At 68.1% G+C, this 21,209-nt stretch carries 18 protein-coding genes; 12 read left to right on the top strand and 6 right to left on the bottom strand.

Annotated elements, in window-relative coordinates; all coding sequences use genetic code 11:
• Window positions 1-4: 4 nt before the first annotated feature.
• Window positions 5-1,204 carry a penicillin-binding protein activator gene (locus IE187_RS08330; protein WP_189675855.1) on the bottom strand — a complete coding sequence of 400 codons (1,200 nt, stop codon included), beginning with the start codon at window positions 1,202-1,204 and terminating at the stop codon, window positions 5-7.
• An 11-nt stretch (window positions 1,205-1,215) separates the two neighbouring features.
• Between IE187_RS08330 and rsmI the strand changes: the two genes are divergently transcribed.
• From rsmI to IE187_RS08350, 4 genes are all read left to right on the top strand, one after another.
• Entirely contained in the window at window positions 1,216-2,049 is an 834-nt protein-coding gene (rsmI, locus tag IE187_RS08335) for a 16S rRNA (cytidine(1402)-2'-O)-methyltransferase (RefSeq protein ID WP_189675856.1), read from the top strand.
• Window positions 2,050-2,104: 55 nt separating this feature from the next.
• The gene (locus IE187_RS08340) at window positions 2,105-2,506 is read left to right on the top strand and encodes a YraN family protein (protein WP_229839309.1); all 402 of its coding nucleotides are present in this window, start codon (window positions 2,105-2,107) and stop codon (window positions 2,504-2,506) included.
• 141 nt (window positions 2,507-2,647) lie between these two features.
• Window positions 2,648-3,604 carry a glutathione synthase gene (gene gshB / locus IE187_RS08345; protein ID WP_189675857.1) on the top strand — a complete coding sequence of 319 codons (957 nt, stop codon included), beginning with the start codon at window positions 2,648-2,650 and terminating at the stop codon, window positions 3,602-3,604.
• Window positions 3,605-3,735: 131 nt separating this feature from the next.
• The gene (locus IE187_RS08350; RefSeq protein ID WP_189675858.1) at window positions 3,736-4,335 is read left to right on the top strand and encodes a DedA family protein; all 600 of its coding nucleotides are present in this window, start codon (window positions 3,736-3,738) and stop codon (window positions 4,333-4,335) included.
• A 130-nt stretch (window positions 4,336-4,465) separates the two neighbouring features.
• Here IE187_RS08350 and IE187_RS08355 read toward each other — a convergent pair whose 3' ends face one another.
• On the bottom strand, window positions 4,466-5,350 hold the full coding sequence (locus IE187_RS08355; protein ID WP_189676232.1) for a tyrosine recombinase XerC: 885 nt from the start codon (window positions 5,348-5,350) through the stop codon (window positions 4,466-4,468).
• 187 nt (window positions 5,351-5,537) lie between these two features.
• On the opposite strand from IE187_RS08355, the gene IE187_RS08360 reads away from it, so the two are divergent.
• Both IE187_RS08360 and IE187_RS08365 read left to right on the top strand, forming a co-directional pair.
• Window positions 5,538-7,715 carry a primosomal protein N' gene (locus IE187_RS08360; protein WP_268249497.1) on the top strand — a complete coding sequence of 726 codons (2,178 nt, stop codon included), beginning with the start codon at window positions 5,538-5,540 and terminating at the stop codon, window positions 7,713-7,715.
• Between the two features lie 64 nt (window positions 7,716-7,779).
• Window positions 7,780-9,354: a peptidase MA family metallohydrolase gene (locus IE187_RS08365; RefSeq protein WP_189675860.1), complete on the top strand. Its 1,575-nt coding sequence runs from the start codon at window positions 7,780-7,782 to the stop codon at window positions 9,352-9,354.
• Window positions 9,355-9,376: 22 nt separating this feature from the next.
• Here IE187_RS08365 and IE187_RS08370 read toward each other — a convergent pair whose 3' ends face one another.
• Window positions 9,377-10,231 carry a GAF domain-containing protein gene (locus tag IE187_RS08370; RefSeq protein WP_189675861.1) on the bottom strand — a complete coding sequence of 285 codons (855 nt, stop codon included), beginning with the start codon at window positions 10,229-10,231 and terminating at the stop codon, window positions 9,377-9,379.
• 413 nt (window positions 10,232-10,644) lie between these two features.
• Between IE187_RS08370 and IE187_RS08375 the strand changes: the two genes are divergently transcribed.
• The gene (locus IE187_RS08375; protein WP_229839359.1) at window positions 10,645-12,195 is read left to right on the top strand and encodes a S1C family serine protease; all 1,551 of its coding nucleotides are present in this window, start codon (window positions 10,645-10,647) and stop codon (window positions 12,193-12,195) included.
• Between the two features lie 13 nt (window positions 12,196-12,208).
• On the opposite strand, the gene ada is transcribed toward IE187_RS08375, so the two are convergent.
• The 3 genes from ada to IE187_RS08390 all read right to left on the bottom strand — a co-directional run bounded on the left by ada (window position 12,209) and on the right by IE187_RS08390 (window position 15,840).
• Window positions 12,209-13,249 carry a bifunctional DNA-binding transcriptional regulator/O6-methylguanine-DNA methyltransferase Ada gene (gene ada, locus IE187_RS08380; protein WP_189675863.1) on the bottom strand — a complete coding sequence of 347 codons (1,041 nt, stop codon included), beginning with the start codon at window positions 13,247-13,249 and terminating at the stop codon, window positions 12,209-12,211.
• Between the two features lie 63 nt (window positions 13,250-13,312).
• Entirely contained in the window at window positions 13,313-13,990 is a 678-nt protein-coding gene (locus IE187_RS08385) for a dienelactone hydrolase family protein (protein WP_189675864.1), read from the bottom strand.
• Window positions 13,991-14,058: 68 nt separating this feature from the next.
• Entirely contained in the window at window positions 14,059-15,840 is a 1,782-nt protein-coding gene (locus IE187_RS08390; protein WP_189675865.1) for a methyl-accepting chemotaxis protein, read from the bottom strand.
• A 219-nt stretch (window positions 15,841-16,059) separates the two neighbouring features.
• On the opposite strand from IE187_RS08390, the gene IE187_RS08395 reads away from it, so the two are divergent.
• From IE187_RS08395 to IE187_RS08415, 5 genes are all read left to right on the top strand, one after another.
• The gene (locus IE187_RS08395; RefSeq protein ID WP_133186361.1) at window positions 16,060-16,614 is read left to right on the top strand and encodes a F0F1 ATP synthase subunit delta; all 555 of its coding nucleotides are present in this window, start codon (window positions 16,060-16,062) and stop codon (window positions 16,612-16,614) included.
• 3 nt (window positions 16,615-16,617) lie between these two features.
• Entirely contained in the window at window positions 16,618-18,147 is a 1,530-nt protein-coding gene (atpA, locus tag IE187_RS08400) for a F0F1 ATP synthase subunit alpha (protein ID WP_189675866.1), read from the top strand.
• Window positions 18,148-18,315: 168 nt separating this feature from the next.
• Complete coding sequence (locus IE187_RS08405) at window positions 18,316-19,203, top strand: F0F1 ATP synthase subunit gamma (protein WP_133186357.1); 888 nt, start codon at window positions 18,316-18,318, stop codon at window positions 19,201-19,203.
• A gap of 19 nt (window positions 19,204-19,222) precedes the next feature.
• Entirely contained in the window at window positions 19,223-20,698 is a 1,476-nt protein-coding gene (gene atpD / locus IE187_RS08410; RefSeq protein ID WP_140846760.1) for a F0F1 ATP synthase subunit beta, read from the top strand.
• A gap of 186 nt (window positions 20,699-20,884) precedes the next feature.
• Window positions 20,885-21,136 carry an ATP synthase F1 subunit epsilon gene (locus tag IE187_RS08415; RefSeq protein WP_133186353.1) on the top strand — a complete coding sequence of 84 codons (252 nt, stop codon included), beginning with the start codon at window positions 20,885-20,887 and terminating at the stop codon, window positions 21,134-21,136.
• Window positions 21,137-21,209: the final 73 nt, after the last annotated feature.

Here is a 21,209-nt window from a genome sequence, read left to right on the forward strand (position 1 = left end):
AACATCAGAACCCGCTCGGTGCCGGCGACACCGTCACCGTCGTTCCGCTGTGGATCTCCTGCACTTCGAGCGCACGCTCGGCGACATTGTCGCGGCCGAAGCGGAATGCGCCGTCGATCCCTGAAAAACCGCCGCGATCCTTGAGCCGGTCCTCGGGGAACGCGCTCCCCATCGGCCAGTCGCGCATGATGCGGATCGTCAGCAGCACCGAATCATAGCCGAGGCTCGACAGCCGGAACGGCGCGGCGCCGAAGCGGGCGCGGTATTTTGCGGCATATTGGCGGTACAGCCCGTCCGAGACGCTCGCGAACCACGCGCCCTCGAGCGCTGGCTTGCTCGCGATCGAACTTTCCGAATTCCACAATTCGGTGCCGAGGATGCGCGCGCCGCCCATGCCATTGCGCCGCAGCACGGGCACGCCCGCCGCCGCCGCAGAGCCGCCATCGGCGATCAGGATCGCCTGATACGGTGCGCTCTTGGCCATCCGCGTGATCGCCGCGGTCATCGAGCCCGGCGCGCGATCATAGGTCTGCAGCGCGCCGACGCGGCCGCCGGCCGATTCGACCGCACGCAGGAACGCAGTCGAGGCGCGTTCGCCGTACACGCCGTTGGGGACGAGGCCGCCGAAGCTCGCCACGCCCTGGTCGTGCGCATATTTGACGACGCGGATGATCGACTGCGCGGGGACATAGCCCATCAGATACGCGCCGTTGCCCGCCGCGGTGGCATCGTTCGAGAAGCTCACCACGGGAACGCCGGCGCGCCGCGCGATCGGCGTCACCGCGCGGACGTCGTCGGCGAGCAAGGGGCCGAGAATCAGCTGGTTGCCATCGGCAAGCGCGCGCTGCGCGGCCTGCGCGGCACCGGCGGCGGTGTCGTAGCTGGTGATGCGGACGCGCTCGTTGCGCGAATCGAGCAGGGCCATCTGCGTTGCGTTGGCCAGACTCTGCCCGACGCCGGCATTCGCCCCCGAGAGCGGCACGAGCAAGGCGACGCGGTGGCGCTGCGTATCGGTCGGGATGCCCGGCTCGACCGCAGGCTGCTGGCTCTGCGACGGGCGCTCCGCCGGGGGGCGCCGCGATGGGCCGGGCCCGGGCACGACCGTCTGGCAGCCCGCGAGCAGCACCGCGCCGACCAACGCTGCCCCGCGCAAAAGCCGCTTAAACCCGATGGGACGTTGCGCGCCCATATCCCGCTCTGCCATGACCACTCCCGATGAACCCTGATCTTTCCCCCGGCCTCTACATCGTTGCCACCCCGATCGGCAATCTCGGCGATCTCACGCCGCGTGCGGCGCATATCCTCAGCCACGCCGCGATCATCGCGGTCGAGGACAGCCGGGTGACGGGCAAGTTGCTGAACCATATCGGCGTCAAGCGACCGATGACGCCGTATCACGACCACAATGCCGAGGACGTTCGCCCCGGCCTGATCGCCCGCATGGGGACCGAAGCGGTAGCCTTGGTGTCGGATGCGGGGACGCCGCTGATCTCCGACCCCGGCTACAAGCTGGTGCGCGATGCGCGCGCGGCGGGGCATACCGTGTGGACCATTCCGGGGCCGTGTGCGGCGGTGGCGGCGCTGACGCTCGCCGGGTTGCCGACCGACCGCTTCCTGTTCCTCGGCTTCCTGCCGTCGAAGGCGCAAGCGCGCGCCGCCGCGATCGCCGAGGTGGCGGCGGTACGCGCGACGCTGGTGCTGTACGAATCGGGCCCGCGGCTCGGCGTGATGCTTGCGGCACTCGCCGAGGGGCTGGGGGATCGCGAGGCGGCGGTGACGCGTGAGATCACCAAGCATTTCGAGGAAGCGGTGACGGGGACGTTGTCTGAGCTTGCCGCGCGCTATGCCGATGCGCCGCCCAAGGGCGAGATCGTCGTCGTGGTGGCAGGCCCCGGCGCGCCCGAAGCGGCGAGCGCGGCGGATGCCGACAGCGCGCTCGCCGAGGCGCTGACGCGGCTGTCGACCGGGCAGGCGGCGAGCGAAGTGGCCAAGGCGCTGGGGTTGGATCGCAAGACGCTCTACGCGCGGGCGCTGGAGCTGAAGGCGTAGTGGCTCCTCCTCCCCTCCCGCTTGCGGGAGGGGTTAGGGGAGGGCATGTTCAGGCGTGCCGCGCGACATCCCCTCCCCTAGCCCCTCCCGCAAGCGGGAGGGGAATGCGAAGCGGCAAGCGGCCGAAGCCTCCGGTCGTCGCGGCGAGCGCTTGGCCGGCTGGTGGCTGCGCCTCAAGGGCTGGCAGATTCTCGCGCGCCGCGTGCGTACCCCCGCGGGCGAAGTTGATCTGATCGCCCGCAAGGACACGCTGGTTGCCTTCGTCGAAGTGAAAATGCGCGCCACCGCCGCCGAACTCGACTTCGCGATCGACGAGCGCCGCCTCGCCCGCGTCGCCGCGGCAGCCGAATATCTCATGGCCAAATATGCCGGCCCCGGCGATGACATCCGCGTCGATGTCATCCTGCTCGCGCCCGGCACGCAGCCGCGCCACATCGAGAATGCGTGGATCGGGTGACATCGCAGGCTCGGCACCTTAGATGCGCTTTGCCCCAACCGTCATGCCAGCGCAGGCTGGCATCTCGCGGTTGACGCGCAGCGCCCGCGCCACAGAGACCCCAGCCTCCGCTGGGGTGACGGCAAGCGGCAGGAGTCGAACATGTCCCTCACTGTCGCCGTCCAGATGGATCCGATCGCGCATATCAACATCGCGGGCGATTCGACCTTCGCGCTGATGCTCGCCGCGCAGCAGCGCGGGCACAAACTGTTCCACTACAATGCCGAAGACCTTAACTATGCGAACGGCCGCGTCTGGACCAAGGCCGATCCCGTCACCGTGCAGCGCGTCGTCGGCGATCATTACAGTTTCGGCGAACCCGTCAGCCTCGATCTCGGCGATGAGGCCGACGTCGTGCTGATGCGGCAGGATCCGCCGTTCGATCTCGGCTATATCACCGCGACGCATTTGCTCGAGCGGATCGCGCACAAGACGCTGGTGGTCAACGACCCCGCTTCGGTCCGCAACGCGCCCGAGAAGGTGTTCGTGCTCGATTACCCGCAGTTCATGCCGCCGACGCTCGTCACGCGCAGCCTCGACGAGGCGCGTGCCTTCCTCGCGCAGCACGGCGAGATCGTCATCAAGCCGCTCCACGGCAATGGCGGCAAGGCGATCTTCAAGGTCGGGTCGGACGGCGCGAACCTGTCGGCGCTGATCGAGGTGTTCAACACGATGTGGCGCGAGCCGCACATGGTGCAGGCGTTCCTTCCGGCGGTCGCCAAGGGTGACAAACGGATCGTACTGATCGACGGAGAGGTTGCCGGCGCGATCAACCGGCTGCCCGGCGAAGGCGAGATCCGCTCGAACCTCGCGGTCGGCGGGTCGGCGGTGAAGACCGAGTTGACGGACAAGGAGCGCGAGATCTGTGCGGTGCTCGGGCCCGAGCTCAAGCGGCGCGGGCTGCTGTTCGTCGGGATCGACGTGATCGGCGGCGAGTGGTTGACCGAGATCAACGTCACATCACCGACCGGGATCGTTGCGATCGAGCGGTTCGACGGGACCGATGTGGCGGGGCTGATCTGGGATGCGATCGAGCGGAGTGTTGCAGCGCGTGGGTGAGACCCTCCCCTTCTTCCCCCCTCCCGCTTGCGGGAGGGGTCGGGGGTGGGCGCGCGCTATCAGCGGGCGCTAGCGTTGAAAGCGCGCGCCCACCCCCAGCCCCTCCCGCAAGCGGGAGGGGAGGCAAGTCGATGACCGACTTCATCGTCAACCTCACGGCGTGGGGCGGCTATTTCGGCATCTTCGTGCTGATGGTGCTCGAGAACGTCTTCCCGCCGATCCCGTCCGAAGTGATCATGGGCCTGGGCGGGATCGCGGTCGCGCGCGGGCAGATGACGCTCGTCCCGCTGATCGCCGCGGGCACCGTTGGAACGGTCGTCGGCAATTATTTCTGGTACGCGATCGGCTACCGGCTCGGCTATCACCGGCTGCGGCCGTTCGTCGATCGTTACGGCCGCTGGCTGACGCTCGACTGGCAGCATGTCGTCGCGCTCGAGGCCTTCTTCCAGTCGCGCGGGCAATGGGTGGTGTTCGTGTTCCGCTTCATGCCCGCCTTTCGCACGATGGTGTCGCTGCCCGCCGGGATGGCGCGGATGTCGCACGTCCGCTTCCTGCTGTGGACTGCGGCGGGCTCGGCGATCTGGAACACCGGGCTGGCGGTTGCGGGCTATTATCTCGGCGCGAATTTCCGCGAGCTCGATCGGTTTATCGGTCCTGCCGCGATCGCGCTGACGGTGGCGATCGTGGTTGGCTATCTGTGGCGGCTGCTGCGCTGGAGGCCACGCGCCTAGGGCTTGACCGCGCGCCCTCCCCCACCGTCACCCCGGGCTTGTCCCGGGGTCCACCGGGATACGCGCCCTGCCCGCGAGGCTCGCGCGGAGCGGTGGACCCCGGCACGAGGCCGGGGTGATGAAAAAGCGCCTAAGCCCGCGGATGCGCGTTGCGGTAGACGTCGAGCAGATGCGCGGCATCGACCTGCGTATAGATCTGCGTCGAACTGAGGCTCGCATGGCCGAGCAGCTCTTGCAACGCGCGCAGATCGGCGCCGCGGCCGAGCAGATGCGTCGCGAACGAATGCCGCAGCGCGTGCGGCGTCGTGCGGTCGGGCAGGCCGAGCCGCACGCGCGCGCCCTGCACCGCGCGCCGCACCAGGCGGGGTGACAACGGACCGCCCTTCGCGCCGCGGAAGATCGGCGCGTCGCGCGCGGTGCCGTACGGGCTGAGCGCGACATACGCCTCGACCGCCGCGCGCACTTGCGGGAGCAGCGGGACAATCCGCGTCTTGTCGCGCTTGCCCGTCACGACGAGCGTCGCGCCGAGCGGGAGCACCGCGCCGGTCAGCGACAGCGCCTCGGCAACGCGCAAGCCCGCGCCGTACAGCAGCAGCAGGACCGCGAGGTCGCGCGCGCCGATCCACGGTTCGCTGGCATCGTCGGCGACATCGTCGGCGAGCGCGACAGCTTCGTCGGGCGACACCGGGCGCGGCACGCCTTTCTTGACGCGCGGGCCCTTGAGCCGCGGCGTGGTGCCCTCGCCCGTTGCGAAGGCGAGGAAGCCGCGCACCGCCGACAGTTCGCGCGCGGCGGACGCGTTGCTCAGCCCGTCGCTGCGGCGCTGGGCGAGGAAGGCGCGCAGATCGGCGGTGTCGGTCCGGGCGAGCGCGGTACGGTCTACGGCCTCGCCCCAATGCTGGGTGAGGAACCCACACAGCCGCGTCGCGGTCGCCTCATAGGCGCGCACGGTGTGGACCGAACGCCGCCGGTCGCGCGCGAGGTGCTCGGCGTAGAGGCGGGGGAGGTCTGACATGGCGGGGGTGTAGCGGACCTCACCCACCGCCGTCACCCCGGCCTCGTGCCGGGGTCTACCCAGCCGCGGGCGCGACGCCGCTTATCCTGCCGCAACCTCGCGGCATGGTGGACTCCGGCACAAGGCCGGGGTGACGAACCGGTTGGAAACACTCGCCCCCTTTGCACCCGCCCCCTCGACCCGCCATATGCGCTCCATGTCCCGCGCCCGCGTCCTCGTCCTCAACTCAGCGCTCGGCCCGCTCGATTACCGCGTGCCGCATGGCATGAGCGTCATGCCGGGCTCGGTGGTCGTCGCGCCGCTGGGCCCGCGGCAGTTGCTCGGCGTGGTGTGGGAGCCTGAGCGGATGCCGTCGGATGCCGAAGTCGGCGACAACCGGCTACGCAACCTCGTCGGCGTCGCGCCGGTGCCGCCGCTCGCCGCGCCGCTGCGGCGGCTGATCGAATGGACCGCCGATTATTATCTCGCCTCGCCCGCAGCGGTGGTGCGGATGGCGCTGTCGTCGACCTCGGCGCTCGAGGGCAGCAAGACGATCACCGAATATCGCGCGACCGGCGAAGTCCCTGCGCGCCTGACGCCGCAGCGCGAGCAGGCGCTCGAAAAGATCGGCAGCTTCCAAGGGCTGATCCGCGAGCTCGCTGCGCTTGGCGAGGTGTCCGACGCGGTGATCCGCGGGCTGGTCAAGGTCGGCGCACTCGAAGCGGTCGAGGTCGATATCGACAGCCCCTTCCCCGCGCCCGATCCCGATTTCGCAGCGCCCGCGCTCTCGCCCGACCAGCGCGCCGCCTCGGCCACGCTCGTCGCCGACGTTACCGCGCGTGCGTTCGCACCGACCTTGCTCGACGGCGTCACGGGCTCGGGCAAGACCGAAGTCTATTTCGAAGCGGTCGCCGCCGCGATCCGCGAGAACCGCCAGTGCCTCGTGTTGCTTCCCGAAATCGCGCTGACCGAGCCCTTCCTCAAGCGCTTCGCCGCGCGCTTCGGCGTCCAGCCGGTGGCGTGGCATTCGGGCCTGCGCCAGTCGCAACGGCGGCGCGCGTGGCGCGGCATCGCCAGCGGGCAAGCGCTCGTCACCGTCGGCGCGCGCTCGGCGCTCTTCCTGCCGTATGCCAATCTCGGGCTGATCGTCGTCGACGAAGCGCACGAGACGAGCTTCAAACAGGAAGAGGGCGTGCATTATCACGCGCGCGACGTCGCGGTGATGCGCGGCAAGTTCGAGGAGATTCCCGTGATCCTCGCCTCGGCGACCCCGGCGATCGAGACGCGCCAGCAAGTCGCGCTCGGCCGCTATGCCGAGGTCAAGCTCCCCGGCCGCTGGGGCGCCGCCGAGATGCCCGCGATCGAGGCGATCGACTTGATCGCCGAACCGCCCGAACGCGGCCGCTGGATCGCGCCGCGCCTCGTGAAAGCGATGGAGGCGACGCTGGAGCGGCGCGAACAGTCGCTGCTCTTCCTCAACCGCCGCGGCTACGCGCCCCTCACCTTGTGCCGCACCTGCGGCCACCGCTTCCAATGCCCCAATTGCACCGCATGGATGGTCGAGCATCGCCTCGTCCGCCGGCTCGCGTGCCACCATTGCGGCCATACCGAGCCAGTCCCCAAGATCTGCCCCGAATGCCATAACGAGGATACGCTCGCCGCGGTCGGCCCGGGGGTCGAGCGGATCGCCGACGAAGTGACCGAGCTGTTCCCCACCGCCAAGATCGCGGTGGTCACCTCGGACACGATGTGGTCCCCCGCCAAGGCCGCCGAGTTCGTCGCGCGGATGGAGGCGCACGACATCGACATCGTCGTCGGCACACAGCTGGTGACCAAGGGCTATCACTTCCCCAACCTCACGCTGGTGGGGGTGATCGACGCCGATCTCGGGCTCGACGGCGGCGATCTGCGCGCGAGCGAGCGGACCTTCCAGCAGATCTGCCAGGTCGCCGGCCGCGCCGGGCGCGGCGCCAAGCCGGGGCATGTCTACATCCAGACGCACAGCCCCGACGCCGCGGTGATGAAGGCGCTCGTCTCGGGCGATACGGAGGCGTTCTACAGCGCCGAGACCGAGCATCGCCGCGAGGCCAATGCGCCGCCGTTCGGGCGTTTCGCCGGGATCGTCGTGTCGAGCGAGGACCAGCAGGCGGCGCTCGAGACCGCGCGGCTGATCGGCCGCGCCGCGCCGCAGCTCGAGGCGATGGAAGTCTACGGCCCCGCCCCTGCCCCGCTCGCGATGCTGCGCGGGCGCCACCGCTTCCGCCTGTTGATCCACGCCAAGCGCGGGCTGGCGGTGCAGGACGTCGTGCGCGACTGGCTCGGCGGGCTCGACTGGCCGAGCAAGGTGCGCGTCGTCGTCGATGTCGATCCGTACAGCTTCGTATGACCTAGCTTGCCGTGCCCGCACCCGGCCGATACGCTGGTCGGCGACATTTGGCGGGGGCTGAAACATGGTACGGAAATGGGTATGTGCGGCGCTGTTGGCGGCCACGTCGAGCGCTGCCGGCGCGACGTGGCGGACGGCCACTTCGACCAATTTCATCGTCTATACCGAGGGGAGCGAAACGAGCGCGCGTGCGCTGGCGGAGCGGCTCGAAAAGTATGAGAACGTGCTGCGGGTCATCTCCGGCGCCAAGACGACCCCCAATACGACTCCGATCCGCGTCTTCATGGTACCCAGCCAGACTGCGGTGCAAGACACGATGCCGTTCCCCAGCAGCGGCGTCGCGGGCTATTATGACGACGACATTCGCGGATCGTACACCGTCATGCCGCGCGCCGGGATCGAAGGGGATGACGGCTCGTTCGCGCAGGTCGTGCTGTTCCACGAACTGGCGCACCAGTTCATGTTCCATAACTTTTCGGGCGCCTACCCGACTTGGTACATCGAGGGCTTTGCCGACTATTACGGCACGACCAAGATCGGCGCAAAGGATGTAACGACGGTCGGGATCCCGCTGGAGAACCGCTACAAGTCGCTGAACGACAACGCCTGGATACCGATCTCGCAAGTCCTCTCGGCCCGCCGGTACAGCGATGTGACCAACGTCTATCTGCTCTATGCCGAGGGCTGGCTGCTCGTGCATTATCTCTCGACGACGCAGAAGCGGCCCGGCCAGCTGACCGCCTATCTCAAGGCGATCAACGACGGCAGCAGCTTCGAGGCCGCGGCGACCAAGGCGTTCGGCAATGTTTCGGCGCTCGATGCGGAATTGCGCGACTATGCGGCGGTGCGGAACCACCAGGTGCTCGATCTGCCGTTCAAAAAGCTCGATCCCGGCCCGATCACGGTTCAGACGCTGAGCCCCGCGCAAAGCGCGCTCGTCCCCTTCCAGATCCGGCTGAGCGCGGGTGTCCCCGCTGCCAATTTCGCCGATTTCGAACAGCGGCTCGGCAGCGTCGTGGCCTCCTATCCCGATGATCCGTCGGCGCTCGCGGTGCTGAGCGATGCGCAAATGCTCGTCCAGCATCACGATGCGGCGCGCGCCACCGTCGCGCATTGGCTGAAGGTCGCGCCGCAGGATCCGCGCGCGCTGATGTTCCAGGGAATGCTCGATGTGGAGGGACTGCGTGTCGCCAAGGTCACCGATCCGGCACGCTGGACCGCCGCGCGCCAGTCGATCCTCGCCGCCAACCGGCTTGCGCCGCACACGCCCCGCATCCTCAAGGCCTATTATGAGAGCTTTACCGCACAGGGCGTGCTGCCGCCTGCGGGGGCGCAGAACGGCTTGCTCGCCGCCTTCGACACGATGCCGGAAAACGCCGAGCTGCGGCGGATGGTCGCGTCCGATTTCGAGGCCCGCGACATGCTGGACGATGCCATCGACACGATCCGGCCGCTGGCCTTCAGGACACGCGCGAGCGGCGAACAGAGCGCCAAGGACAAGGCGCGCGACGACAAGCTGTCGGTGAAATACCGGCTCGCCGGCGCGGGGGCCAAGGAGGAGACCGCGCGCGAGATGCTCGAGCGGCTCGAGAAGCGGCGCGCGGGGGGTGCCACGGCGGCTAAACCGGCGGAAAGCTGACGCGCGCCGAGACGCGATCGACTCACGCCAGCGGCGGCGGCACGGCGATCGGCGCCCGCTCGCCCGCCGCGACGGGCCGCCGGTCGCCGGCCAGGATGCGGTCGTTCATCCAGGCGAGCAGGATCGGGTCGATCGGGTTCTGGAAGGCGAGGCCGGCGGTGTCGTCGCGGCACCAGGCGACCGTCGTGACGACGACCGTGTTGCCGATCGTCAGGATCAGGCCGCCCTGGTGCTGCAGCGGCGGCAGGCTGCCGCGGATCAGCGCGCCGCGCGTGGAAATGTTGGCGATCTCGACCAGCGTCTGGACGATCCCGTAGCCGCTCACCGAGCCGTGCAGCGCGACGCCGTGGCGCAGCAAGCCGCGCTGGTCGCCCGGCGGAGCGCGGCGATCGAGTTCCGCCATCGCCACCGTCGCCAGCGCGGCCAATTGCCGCCGCTCGCGCGCGCAAAAATCCGCGCGTGGGACCGAATCGATGATGCAGACCGTGCCGATGTTGAAACCGCCCGGCGTCGTCAGCGGCGCGCCAGCGTAGAACCGGATGTGCGGCGCGTGCACCACCAGTGCATTTTCGTTGAAGCGCGGATCGACCATCGCGTCGGGGACGACCATCGGCGCGTTCGACAGGATCGTATGCGCGCAAAAGGCGTCCTCGCGCCGGGTCTCGGCAAAATCGATTCCGCGCCGCGCCTTCAACCATTGCCGGTCGTCGTCGACGAACGACACCGCGCTCGACGGCACGCTGAACACGCGTTGCGCGATCCGTACGACATCGTTGAACACGGGCTCGGGCGCGGTATCGAGGATCGCATAGCGCTTCAGGGCGTCGAGCCGAGAGGCCTCATCGTCTGGGACAGGAAAGCGTCGATCGACGAGCATGACGAACTTTCGAAACCTCTCTCACGCTACGGCGTAAGCTGCCTCGCTCGCAAAATCCTGTCCGGTCTTTCACAGTATGAAGCAGCGATTCCCCTGACCAAGAACAGCTGCATCCTGGCCTCGTAGCGGCTTTTCGCGACCGGATTTTCCGGCTGCATATGTCCGGCATACCGGATCGTGCTCCCCGTCGCTGGCGTGACGCTGGCTGGTCGGCGCCGTGTTGGCTGAAGGCACGCCCCCGGGCTCGGGCCAGCGCGCGAATGCCTCGGACACGCACTTTCCCCTGTCCCGCGCGGCGCTATCCTGTCAGAATCGTTGGCATGTCCTGCCTGCCCTCCGTCTTCCCCGCCGACAGCGGCCGTCGCGCCGCGTCGCGCCAGAGCCTTGCCCTTTGCCTCCTGCGGTCTTGGGCGATGGTCATCGCGGTGCTGGCGACCGCACTGCTTTCGGCAGCACCGGCGCGCGCCGACGATATCTCCGCCACTGCGCGCGGTGTGGTGCGCGTCGTGACGATCGCGATCGTCGATGATGAAGTGGTCGGCTTCGGTCACGGCAGCGGCTTTGCGGTCGCGCCCAACCGGATCGTCACCAACGCGCATGTCGTCGAACTGCTGGCGCGCTATCCCGGCAATGTCGTGATCGGCATCGTGCCGTCGGAGGGCTCGAAAAGCTATCAGGGCAAGGTCATCGCGCTCGATACCGTGCACGACCTCGCGCTGATCGAATTCACCGGCAAGCCGATCCCGACCACCGCAATCTATACCGGGCCGGTCGACGAGGGGAGCATGGTCACCGCGCTCGGCTATCCCGGCAATGTCGACATGGCGACCGCGAAATCGGCGGTCGATTACATCCACCCCCTCTCGCCGATCCGGTCCGAAGGCGTGTTTTCGGGGCGGCGGCAGATGTCGGGGACCGCCGTTTTGCTCCACACCGCGCAGATCGCGCGCGGCAATTCGGGCGGGCCTTTGCTCGATCCGTGCGGGCGTGTGATCGGTGTCAATTCGGCGATCACGCGCGGCGAGGAAGGCGATTCGAGCTTCGGCTTCGCGATCGCCAATAGCGAGCTCACCGCCTTCCTGATCCGCGCCAAGCAACCCTATGCCGCGGTCGGCACGCCGTGCACCAGCATCGCCGATATCGACAAGGTCGATGCGCAGGCCGAGGCCAAGGCCGCCGCGCTCGCCGACGGCGCGCGGCGCGATGCCGCGGGCAAGGCGCTGGTCGCGCGCGATGCCGCCTGGATCGCCGCGCGCGACGCCGCCGATCGGCACCGCGAGAACGTGATGGCGATCGCCACGCTGCTGCTCGTGCTCGGCGCGATGGCGATCGGCGCGGGCGGGCTGCTCGATGCGCAGGCGCTGCGGCGCGGGGCGATCTGGGCGTGGGGGATCGGCGCGCTGATGATGGCGGGCGCGGTCGTGCTGTTCCTGCTGCGCCCGACGGGGACGCCGATGCTTGCCACTCCCAGCGAAACCGCGAAGATCGACTCGCCCGTCGCGCCGATGTCGTCGCGCGCGCCGCTCGGCAAGCTGGTGTGCCACCTGGTGCCCGAGCGCAGCCGCGTCGTCTCCTCGGCAACAACCGACACGGTGATCGACTGGGGCCAGGCGGGCTGCATGAACGGTCGCACGCAATATGCCGAGAATGGCAGCAAATGGGATCGCATCCTGGTGCCCGCACAGGAGCAGACGGTATCGGTGCTGCAGTTCGATCCGGCGACGCGCAGCTATGTCACGACGCGCTATTTCCTGGGTGCCGACCAGATGGACGATATCCGCAAAATCCGCGCGCAAGTGACGCTCAAGGCGTGCTCGCCCGACGAAGCCGGACGCGCCAACCTCGCCTCGCAACAGGCCGCGATCCGCACGAGCCTGCCCGCACGGCCGAACGAGAAGATCGTCTATCAGTGCGAGGCGGCGCAGGCCGGCGGGCCGCCCGCTTCCGCGGTGCCCGTCGAGTAACGGCGCGGAGCGTCTACGCTACGCCCTCGCGATCGCGCAGCGCGACCTTGCGGTCGATCCCGTACGCATAGCCGCCGAGCGTCCCGTCGCTGCGCTGGGCACGGTGGCATGGCACGACGATCGACACGGGGTTGGCGCCGCACGCGCTCCCCGCCGCGCGGACGGCCTTGGGGTTGCCCGCGGCCGCGGCGAGTTCGGCATAGCTGCGTGTCTCGCCCAAGGGGATTTCGCGCAGTGCCTGCCAGATCGCTTCCTGGAACGCCGTCCCGCGGACGTCGAGCGGCAGATCCTGGTCGCGCTCGGGCGATTCGACGCTGGCAACGACGCGCGCGGCGAGATCGGCGAGCGCCGCGCCGCCGGGGACGATCGCGGCGTGCGGGAAGCGGGCGCGCAACGCGCCCTCGTCCTCGTCGAACGAGACGCGGCACAGCCCCTTGTCGGTCGCCGCGACGAGCATCGGCCCGAGCGAGGTCTCGGCGAGGATCCAGCGGATCGTCACCCCCTCGCCACCGCGCTGCCACGCGCTCGGACTCATGCCGAGGCGCTTGGCGCCGCCTTCATAGAACCGGCTCGGGGCGGAATAGCCGGCTTCGTAGATCGCAGCGGTCACGGTGCTCTCCTCGGTCAGCGCGCGCGCGGCGCGGCGCGCCATCAGGCCGCGCCCATAGGCGGCAGGCGTCACGCCCGTCGCGCGCTTGAACAGCCGGTGGAAATGGTGCGGCGCATAGCCGACGCACGCCGCGATCGTGTCGAGCGCGACCAGTTCGTCGGCCGCCTCGATCAACTCCACCGCGCGCGCCACGGCGATGCGGTCGCGCCCGACCGCGTCGGGGGTGCAGCGCAGACACGCGCGGAACCCCGCGCCCCGCGCTTCCTCGGGCGTGCGGTAGAAGTCCATATTCTCGCGCTTGGGGCGGCGTGCCGGGCAGCTCGGCTTGCAATAGATGCCCGTCGTTTTCACCGCGCCGACGAAGCGGCCATCGGAATGCCGGTCGCGCGCTTCGAAGGCGCGCCACGCGGCGTCTGGGTCGAGCGGGAGGCGCGGCATGGTCATGCGGTCTTATGTACCCGCTGCCCCGTACCGCGCCATCCCGGCGCTTGCGCTCAAAGCGCAGCGTCAGCCCGCGTTGGCGGCGAACAGCTCGAGCGTGCGTGCCTTGGCGAGCTTGGCGCTCTCGGCGTCATAGGCTTCGCGGCGGTCCGAGTTGAAGCCGTGGCCCGCTTCGTAGACATAGACCGTCGCGTTGGGCCAATCCTTGGCGATGACCTTTTCGACGCCGTCCATCGGGATGCCCTGATCCTCGCGCCCGAAATGGAGGATGACGGGAACCTTGGGCTCCTCGTCGGCGGCGGCGGGGACCATGCTGCCGTAATAGGCCGAGGCCGCCGCGACATTGTGCATCCGCGTCGCCGCGAACCACGCGACCGAACCGCCATAGCAATAGCCGACGACGAACACCGGGCCGTCCTTGGCGAGCGTATCGACGCAGGTCTGGACGTCGGCGAGGCTGAGGTCGAACGGATGGACTTCGCGCGCGAGCTTGATCCCCTGCGCCATGCCCTCGGCATCGTGGTCGGCCTCGAAGCCGGGATGCTCGCGGTCGAAGATCGCGGGCGCGAGCACTTCATAGCCATCGGCGGCGTACCCATCGCAGAGGTCGCGAATGTGCGCGGTGACGCCGAAAATCTCCTGGACCAGCACCAGCCCGCCCTTGCGCGCGCCGCTCGGCTGCGCGTGATAGACGCCGATGGTGGCGCCGTCGGACATCGTCATCTGCTGCATCTGGCCGGTCATTCTACTCTCCGTCGCTGTCGCCCCGTGCTCGCGCCGCTAGCAACATTGCAGCGTCCACGGAAGCGCGATCAGGCGGCGCGGACGTCGGCCATCAGCTGGTTGATCTGCCCGCGCAGCCGCTCGACGCTGCCCGCGACATCCTCGGCGGTGCGCGTCACGTCGTCCGACGTCTGGCGCGAGCGCTGGGCGCGTTCGCGCAGCGTCTGCATGTTGGCGGCGGCGTCGGCGGTGCCGTCCTCGACCTCGGCGATGGCATAAGCGATCGCTTGCGTCATGCCGCGCTGCTGATCGACCGCGTGCGCGACATTGGCCGACGACTGATCGAGCTCGGCGACCAGCCCGTCGACCGATTCGATCGTCGCAAGTACGGTGTCGCTCGCGGTGCGCACGGCGGCGAGCCGCGCCTCGATCCGCCCGGCCGCGGTCTGCGTCTGGCGCGCGAGGCCCTTCACTTCCTCGGCGACGACCGCGAAGCCGCGCCCCGCCTCGCCCGCGCGCGCCGCCTCGATCGTCGCGTTCAAGGCGAGCAGATTGGTCTGCCCGGCGACCGCGGCGATCATGTCGAGCACGGCGGCGATCTCCGCCACCAGCGCCCCCATCGATTCGGCGTGCCCGCGCCCTTCGAGCGTGCGCTCGCGCACCGTCGCCACGCCGGCGCGCGATTCGTTCGCCGCACGGCTGATCCGCTCGATCGCGCCGGCAAGCGCGGTCGCCGATTGCGTGATCGTGCGGGCATTGTTCGCGCTTTGCTCGGTCAGCGCGGCGGTCGCCATCGCATGTTTCTCGGTCGTCCCCGCCTCGCTCGACATCGCCGCGGCGGTCTCGCGCAGCGCCGGGCCGGTCGAGGCGAGCTGGCGCACCGAGATCCCGGCGGTCCGCTCGAACACTTCGAACAGCGCGTCGAGATGCGCGGCGCGTTTCGCGCGCGCGGCGTCCTCGCGCCGCTCGTTGGCGTAGAGCGCGTCGGCGGTCCGACGCGCTTCCTCGCTCAGCCGGCGCGCATCGGCCGAGCGCTGCCGCGCAAACACCAGCGCGCGCGCGATGTCGCCGATCTCGTCGCTGCGGTCGAGCGCGGGGATCGGCGCGTCGGCGCGCTCGAGCGTGATGTCGCGCGTCGCCTCGGCGATCAGCGCGAGCGGGCGAACGACTCGCAGCGTCAGCATCCGCATCCCCCATACCGCCACGAGCAAGGCCGCTGCAGTGACGAAGGCGACGAGCAGAAAGACCTGGAGGAACCCGGCATCGAGCGCGGCTCGCTCGCGCGCTGCGTCGGCACGCAGATCGGTCATCAGCGTCGTGCTCGACGCGGTCAGCGGATCGATCGCGGCATAAAGCGGGCCGCTGACGAAAAAGTCGAGTTGGTCGATCCGTTTGGCGCGCAACAAGTCGTGGAGCGTATCGAGCGCGGCATCGGCATCGTGGCGCGCGGATTCGACGTGCGCGACCTGGCTCGCCCGACGCGTATCGAGATGGTGGTGCGTGAACGCGCTCCAGTTGGTTGCGATTTCGGCACGCGTCGCCTGGATCGTCGCGATCGCGCCCGCCGCCGAGAGATTGCCGCTGCGCACCTTGTTCGCCGTCAGCAACGCGTTGGCGTAGCTCGCATTGACACGCTGCAGCTCGCCGATCGGATACAAGCGGTCGAGCACGAGCACGTTGACGCGGTGGCTGGTCGCGGCGGTGGTGCCGACCAGCGCGAGCGCGAGCAAAGCCTGGATTGCCAGCAACGCCCCGACGATCCGCCGCAGCTGGATACGCACGTTGCGCCCGCCGGCATCCCAGCGCGAGGCAAAACGGCCGATCCAGCGATCGAGCAGGGGGACCTTCGGAGCGAAAGCGATTCGTTTCATGTCCGACGCTATGGTCTCGAAGCTGCCAAGCAATGGTTAAGCGAATGTTACAGTTGCGTGAAAGACGCGAGTTCTTGCCGCAATAGGGCCGCTTGGTGCGCATGGCTTGCAAGCGACCCGAGCCGATGCTAACCGCTCGCCATCCCATCTGAAGGCGCATTCCCCAGCGCCCTCTTTTTGCATGGGGCCACCATTCGTGCCCAAGAGGACCTCAATCGCGTGGAAGCATCCGGCGGTATTCAAGCAAGCTTAAGCGGCCGCTATGCCACCGCTTTGTTCGAGCTCGCGCGTGACACCAAAAGCATCGACGCGGTCGAGGCCAGCCTTGGCCGCGTGCGCGCCGCCATCGCCCAGTCGAGCGAGTTCGCACAGCTGATCGGCAGCCCGGTCGTCTCGCGCCAGCAGGCGGCCAAGGCCGTCGCGTCGGCCGCGGAGATGATCGACGTCGACGATACGACGGCGAAGTTCCTCGGCGTGCTCGCCGACAACCGGCGTCTGTCGCAGCTCCCGGCGATCATCCGCGCCTTCCGCGATCTGGCCGCGCGCCACCGCGGCGAGACAACCGCGGAAGTGACCTCGGCGCATCCGCTCACCGAAGAGCAGGTCGAGGCGCTCAAGCAGCAGCTGCGCACCCGCATCGGCACCGACGTTTCGGTCGATCTCTCGGTCGACCCCACCCTCCTCGGCGGTCTGGTCGTCCAGATCGGCTCGCAGCGGATCGACAGCTCGATTCGCACTCGTCTCAATGCTCTCGCGCACGCGATGAAAGGTTAAGTCATGGATATCCGCGCCGCAGAAATCTCGAAGGTCATCAAGGACCAGATCGCCAATTTCGGCACCGAAGCGCAGGTTTCGGAAACCGGCCAGGTGCTCAGCGTCGGTGACGGCATCGCGCGCATCTTCGGGCTCGACAACGTCCAGGCGGGCGAGATGGTCGAATTCTCGAACGGCGTGCAGGGCATGGCGCTCAACCTCGAGGCCGACAATGTCGGCGTCGTGATCTTCGGGTCCGACTCGCAGATCAAGGAAGGTGACGTCGTCAAGCGCACCGGCACGATCGTCGACGTCCCCGTCGGCAAGGGCCTGCTCGGCCGCGTCGTCGATGGCCTCGGCAACCCGATCGACGGCAAGGGCCCGATCGAGACGACGCAGCGCAGCCGCGTCGAAGTCAAGGCACCGGGCATCATCCCGCGCACCTCGGTCAACGAGCCGGTCCAAACCGGCCTCAAGGCGATCGACGCGCTCGTTCCCGTCGGCCGTGGCCAGCGCGAGCTGATCATCGGCGATCGCCAGACCGGCAAGTCGGCGGTCGCGATCGACACCTTCATCAACCAGAAGGCGGCGCATCAGGGCGACGACGAGTCGAAGAAGCTCTATTGCATCTACGTCGCGGTCGGCCAGAAGCGCTCGACCGTCGCCCAGCTCGTCCGCACGCTGACCGAGCAGGGCGCGATGGATTACTCGATCGTCGTCGCGGCGACCGCGTCGGACCCTGCCCCGCTGCAGTTCCTCGCACCCTACACCGGTTGCGCGATGGGCGAATATTTCCGCGACAACGGCATGCATGCCGTCATCGTCTATGACGATCTATCGAAGCAGGCCGTCGCCTACCGCCAGATGTCGCTGCTGCTGCGCCGCCCGCCGGGCCGCGAAGCCTATCCCGGCGACGTGTTCTATCTCCACAGCCGTTTGCTCGAGCGCGCTGCAAAGATGAACGACGCCAACGGGGGCGGCTCGCTCACCGCGCTGCCGATCATCGAGACGCAGGCGGGCGACGTGTCGGCCTACATCCCGACCAACGTGATTTCGATCACCGACGGCCAGATCTTCCTCGAGACCGACCTGTTCTTCGCGGGCATCCGCCCGGCGATCAACGTCGGTCTGTCGGTGTCGCGCGTCGGCTCGGCCGCCCAGACCAAGGCGATGAAGAAGGTCTCGGGCTCGATCAAGCTCGAGCTCGCGCAGTATCGCGAAATGGCGGCGTTCGCACAGTTCGGTTCGGACCTCGATGCTTCGACGCAGAAGCTGCTCAACCGCGGTGCGCGTCTGACCGAGCTGCTCAAGCAGGCTCAGTTCGCGCCGATGCCGTTCGAAGAGCAGACCGTGTCGATCTTCGCTGGCACCAACGGTTTCCTCGATACCGTCCCGGTCAATGCGGTCGTCCGCTACGAGCAGGCGATGCTCGCCGAGATGCGCAGCAGCCACGCCGCTCTCCTCACCGACATCCGCGACAAGCGCGACCTGTCGAAGGAGACGACCGAAGCGCTGAAAACCGCGCTCGGTGCGTTTTCGAAGACGTTTGCGTAATGCCTAGCCCTCTCCCGCTTTCGCGGGAGAGGGTTGGGTGAGGGTCTTCTTCTCGTCGACGCCCGACAAGCAGAAGACCCTCACCGACTTCGACTAGGGCCGCGTGAAGGACGCGACCCAAGTCTCCGTAGCCTCTCCCGCACGCGGGAGCGGATAAGAAGGACTAGAATGGCCTCGCTTAAAGCCCTCAAGATCCGCATCGGCTCGGTGAAGTCGACGCAGAAGATCACCAAGGCGATGAAGATGGTCGCCGCTGCCAAGCTGCGCCGTGCGCAGGAAGCGGCGATTGCCGCACGCCCGTACGCGCTGCGCCTCGAGCAAGTGATGGCGAGCCTCGCATCGAAGGTGACCGTCAGCGAATCGAGCCCCAAGCTGCTCGCCGGTACCGGCAAGGACCAGGTCCATCTGCTGGTCATCGCGACCTCGGAGCGCGGCCTCGCGGGCGCGTTCAACTCGAACATCGTCCGTGCGGCGCGCCGCAAGGCCGAGGAGCTCGAGCGTGCCGGCAAGACGGTGAAGTTCTACGTCGCCGGCAAGAAGGGCCGCGTGATCAAGCGCTTCTTCCCGACGCAGATCCTCGCCGATCATGAAATGAGCCACATCAAGACCGTCGCCTTCGCCGACGCCAAGGCGATCACCGACGATCTGATCGCACGCTACGAAGCCGGCGAGTTCGACATCGCGCATTTGTTCTACGCCCGCTTCCAGTCGGCGCTGGTGCAGGAGCCGGTCGGCCGCCAGATCATTCCGGTCGCGCTGCCGTCGGCCGCGAACGACGTCGCCGCGTCGTCGGCGACCGCCGCGGTCGAATATGAGCCCGACGAGGAATCGATCCTCGCCGCGCTGCTGCCGCGCAACATCGCGATCCAGATCTTCGGCGCATTGCTCGAGAATGCCGCGTCGGAGCAGGGCAGCCGCATGACCGCGATGGACAATGCGACGCGCAATGCCGGCGACATGATCAATCGCCTGACGATCCAGTACAACCGCAGCCGCCAGGCCGCGATCACCACCGAGCTGGTGGAAATCATCTCCGGCGCCGAAGCGCTCAAGTAGTCGATACGAGGAAAGCATCATGGCAACCGCCCCAGACACACTCCCCCCGGTCGCGACCACCAACAGCGTCGGCCGTATCAGCCAGGTCATCGGCGCCGTCGTCGACGTGACCTTCGAGCAGGATCGCCTTCCCGCGATTCTCAACGCGCTCGAGACGTCGAACAACGGCAACCGCCTCGTGCTCGAAGTCGCGCAGCATCTCGGTGAGAACACCGTCCGCACGATCGCGATGGACTCGACCGAGGGCCTGACCCGCGGCCAGGAAGTCACCGACACCGGCTCGCAGATCCGTGTTCCCGTCGGCCCGCAGACGCTCGGCCGCATTCTCAACGTCATCGGCGAGCCGATCGACGAGCGTGGTCCCGTCGGCCACACCGAGACGATGCCGATCCACGCACCGGCGCCGCTGTTCGTCGACCAGTCGACCGAGAGCGCGATTCTCGTCACCGGCATCAAGGTCATCGATCTGCTCGCGCCGTACGCAAAGGGCGGCAAGATCGGCCTGTTCGGCGGCGCCGGCGTCGGCAAGACCGTGCTCATCCAGGAACTGATCAACAACATCGCCAAGGGCCATGGCGGCACCTCGGTGTTCGCGGGCGTCGGCGAGCGCACCCGCGAGGGTAACGATCTGTACCACGAGTTCCTCGACGCAGGCGTCATCGCCAAGGACGCCGACGGCAACCCGACGCCCGAGGGCTCGAAGGTCGCGCTCGTGTTCGGCCAGATGAACGAGCCGCCAGGCGCGCGTGCGCGCGTTGCGCTCTCGGGCCTGACGATCGCCGAATATTTCCGCGACGTCGAAGGCCAGGACGTGCTGTTCTTCGTCGACAACATCTTCCGCTTCACCCAGGCGGGTTCGGAAGTGTCGGCACTGCTCGGCCGTATCCCGTCGGCGGTGGGCTATCAGCCGACGCTGTCGACCGACATGGGCGCGCTGCAGGAGCGCATCACGTCGACCAACAAGGGCTCGATCACCTCGGTGCAGGCGATCTACGTTCCGGCCGACGATCTTACCGATCCGGCGCCGGCCACGTCGTTCGCGCATTTGGACGCAACGACCAACCTCAACCGCGCGATCTCGGAGTTGGGCATCTACCCGGCGGTCGATCCGCTCGACTCGACCAGCCGCGTGCTGACCCCGGCGATCGTCGGCCAGGAGCATTACGACACGGCGCGGCGGGTTCAGGAAACCCTCCAGCGCTACAAGTCGCTCCAGGACATCATCGCCATTCTCGGCATGGACGAGCTGTCGGAAGAAGATAAGTCGACCGTGTCGCGCGCACGGAAAATCCAGCGCTTCCTCAGCCAGCCGTTCCACGTCGCCGAGGTCTTCACCGGCATCAGCGGCAAGTTCGTCCAGGTCGAGGATACCGTGAAGTCGTTCAAGGCGGTCGTCGACGGCGAGTATGATCACCTGCCCGAGAGCGCCTTCTACATGGTCGGCGGTATCGACGAAGTGATCGCCAAGGCAGAAAAGATGGCCAAGGAAGCCTAAGGCTTCTTCCCTACTAGCCCTCTCCCGCCTTCGCGGGAGAGGGTTGGGTGAGGGTCTTCTTGTTCGCCGCGCCCCGGACAAGAAGAAGGCCCTCACCGACTTCGACTAGGTCCGCCTGAAGAAGGCGGACCAAGTCTCCGTAGCCTCTCGCGCGAAAGCGGGAGAGGGCCTGGAGAAGGACAAGACATGCTGCACTTCGAACTCGTCACCCCCGAAAAGCTCGTCCGGTCCGAGGACGTCTATATGGTCGTCGTCCCCGGCACCGAGGGCGATTTCGGCGTGCTCGAGGGCCATGCGCCCGTCATGTCGACGATCCGCGACGGCGCGCTGTCGGTCTATCGCACCGAAAAGGGCGAGCCCGAGCTGATCGCGATCGAAGGCGGGTTCGCCGAAGTCAGCGCGACTGGCCTCACGGTACTCGCCGAGCGCACCGCTTAAGGTTTACGCTCTCCCGCGATCGGGCACTGTCATCGTCATGATGACGGTGCCCTTTTCGTTTTAGCGGTCAGCG

Origin of the sequence: Sphingomonas glacialis (genome assembly GCF_014653575.1) — a bacterium.
GTDB classification, from domain to species: Bacteria; Pseudomonadota; Alphaproteobacteria; order Sphingomonadales; family Sphingomonadaceae; genus Sphingomonas; species Sphingomonas glacialis.

Coding starts and splice junctions, on each gene's coding strand:
- gshB (WP_189675857.1), top strand. CDS start 2,648: ATGTCCCTCACTGTCGCCGTCCAGATGGATCCGATCGCGCATATCAAC.
- rsmI (WP_189675856.1), top strand. CDS start 1,216: ATGAACCCTGATCTTTCCCCCGGCCTCTACATCGTTGCCACCCCGATC.
- IE187_RS08405 (WP_133186357.1), top strand. CDS start 18,316: ATGGCCTCGCTTAAAGCCCTCAAGATCCGCATCGGCTCGGTGAAGTCG.
- atpD (WP_140846760.1), top strand. CDS start 19,223: ATGGCAACCGCCCCAGACACACTCCCCCCGGTCGCGACCACCAACAGC.
- IE187_RS08330 (WP_189675855.1), bottom strand. CDS start 1,204: ATGGCAGAGCGGGATATGGGCGCGCAACGTCCCATCGGGTTTAAGCGG.
- ada (WP_189675863.1), bottom strand. CDS start 13,249: ATGACCATGCCGCGCCTCCCGCTCGACCCAGACGCCGCGTGGCGCGCC.
- IE187_RS08390 (WP_189675865.1), bottom strand. CDS start 15,840: ATGAAACGAATCGCTTTCGCTCCGAAGGTCCCCCTGCTCGATCGCTGG.
- IE187_RS08350 (WP_189675858.1), top strand. CDS start 3,736: ATGACCGACTTCATCGTCAACCTCACGGCGTGGGGCGGCTATTTCGGC.
- IE187_RS08360 (WP_268249497.1), top strand. CDS start 5,538: ATGCGCTCCATGTCCCGCGCCCGCGTCCTCGTCCTCAACTCAGCGCTC.
- IE187_RS08375 (WP_229839359.1), top strand. CDS start 10,645: ATGGTCATCGCGGTGCTGGCGACCGCACTGCTTTCGGCAGCACCGGCG.
- IE187_RS08365 (WP_189675860.1), top strand. CDS start 7,780: ATGGTACGGAAATGGGTATGTGCGGCGCTGTTGGCGGCCACGTCGAGC.
- IE187_RS08415 (WP_133186353.1), top strand. CDS start 20,885: ATGCTGCACTTCGAACTCGTCACCCCCGAAAAGCTCGTCCGGTCCGAG.
- IE187_RS08385 (WP_189675864.1), bottom strand. CDS start 13,990: ATGACCGGCCAGATGCAGCAGATGACGATGTCCGACGGCGCCACCATC.
- IE187_RS08355 (WP_189676232.1), bottom strand. CDS start 5,350: ATGTCAGACCTCCCCCGCCTCTACGCCGAGCACCTCGCGCGCGACCGG.
- atpA (WP_189675866.1), top strand. CDS start 16,618: ATGGATATCCGCGCCGCAGAAATCTCGAAGGTCATCAAGGACCAGATC.
- IE187_RS08370 (WP_189675861.1), bottom strand. CDS start 10,231: ATGCTCGTCGATCGACGCTTTCCTGTCCCAGACGATGAGGCCTCTCGG.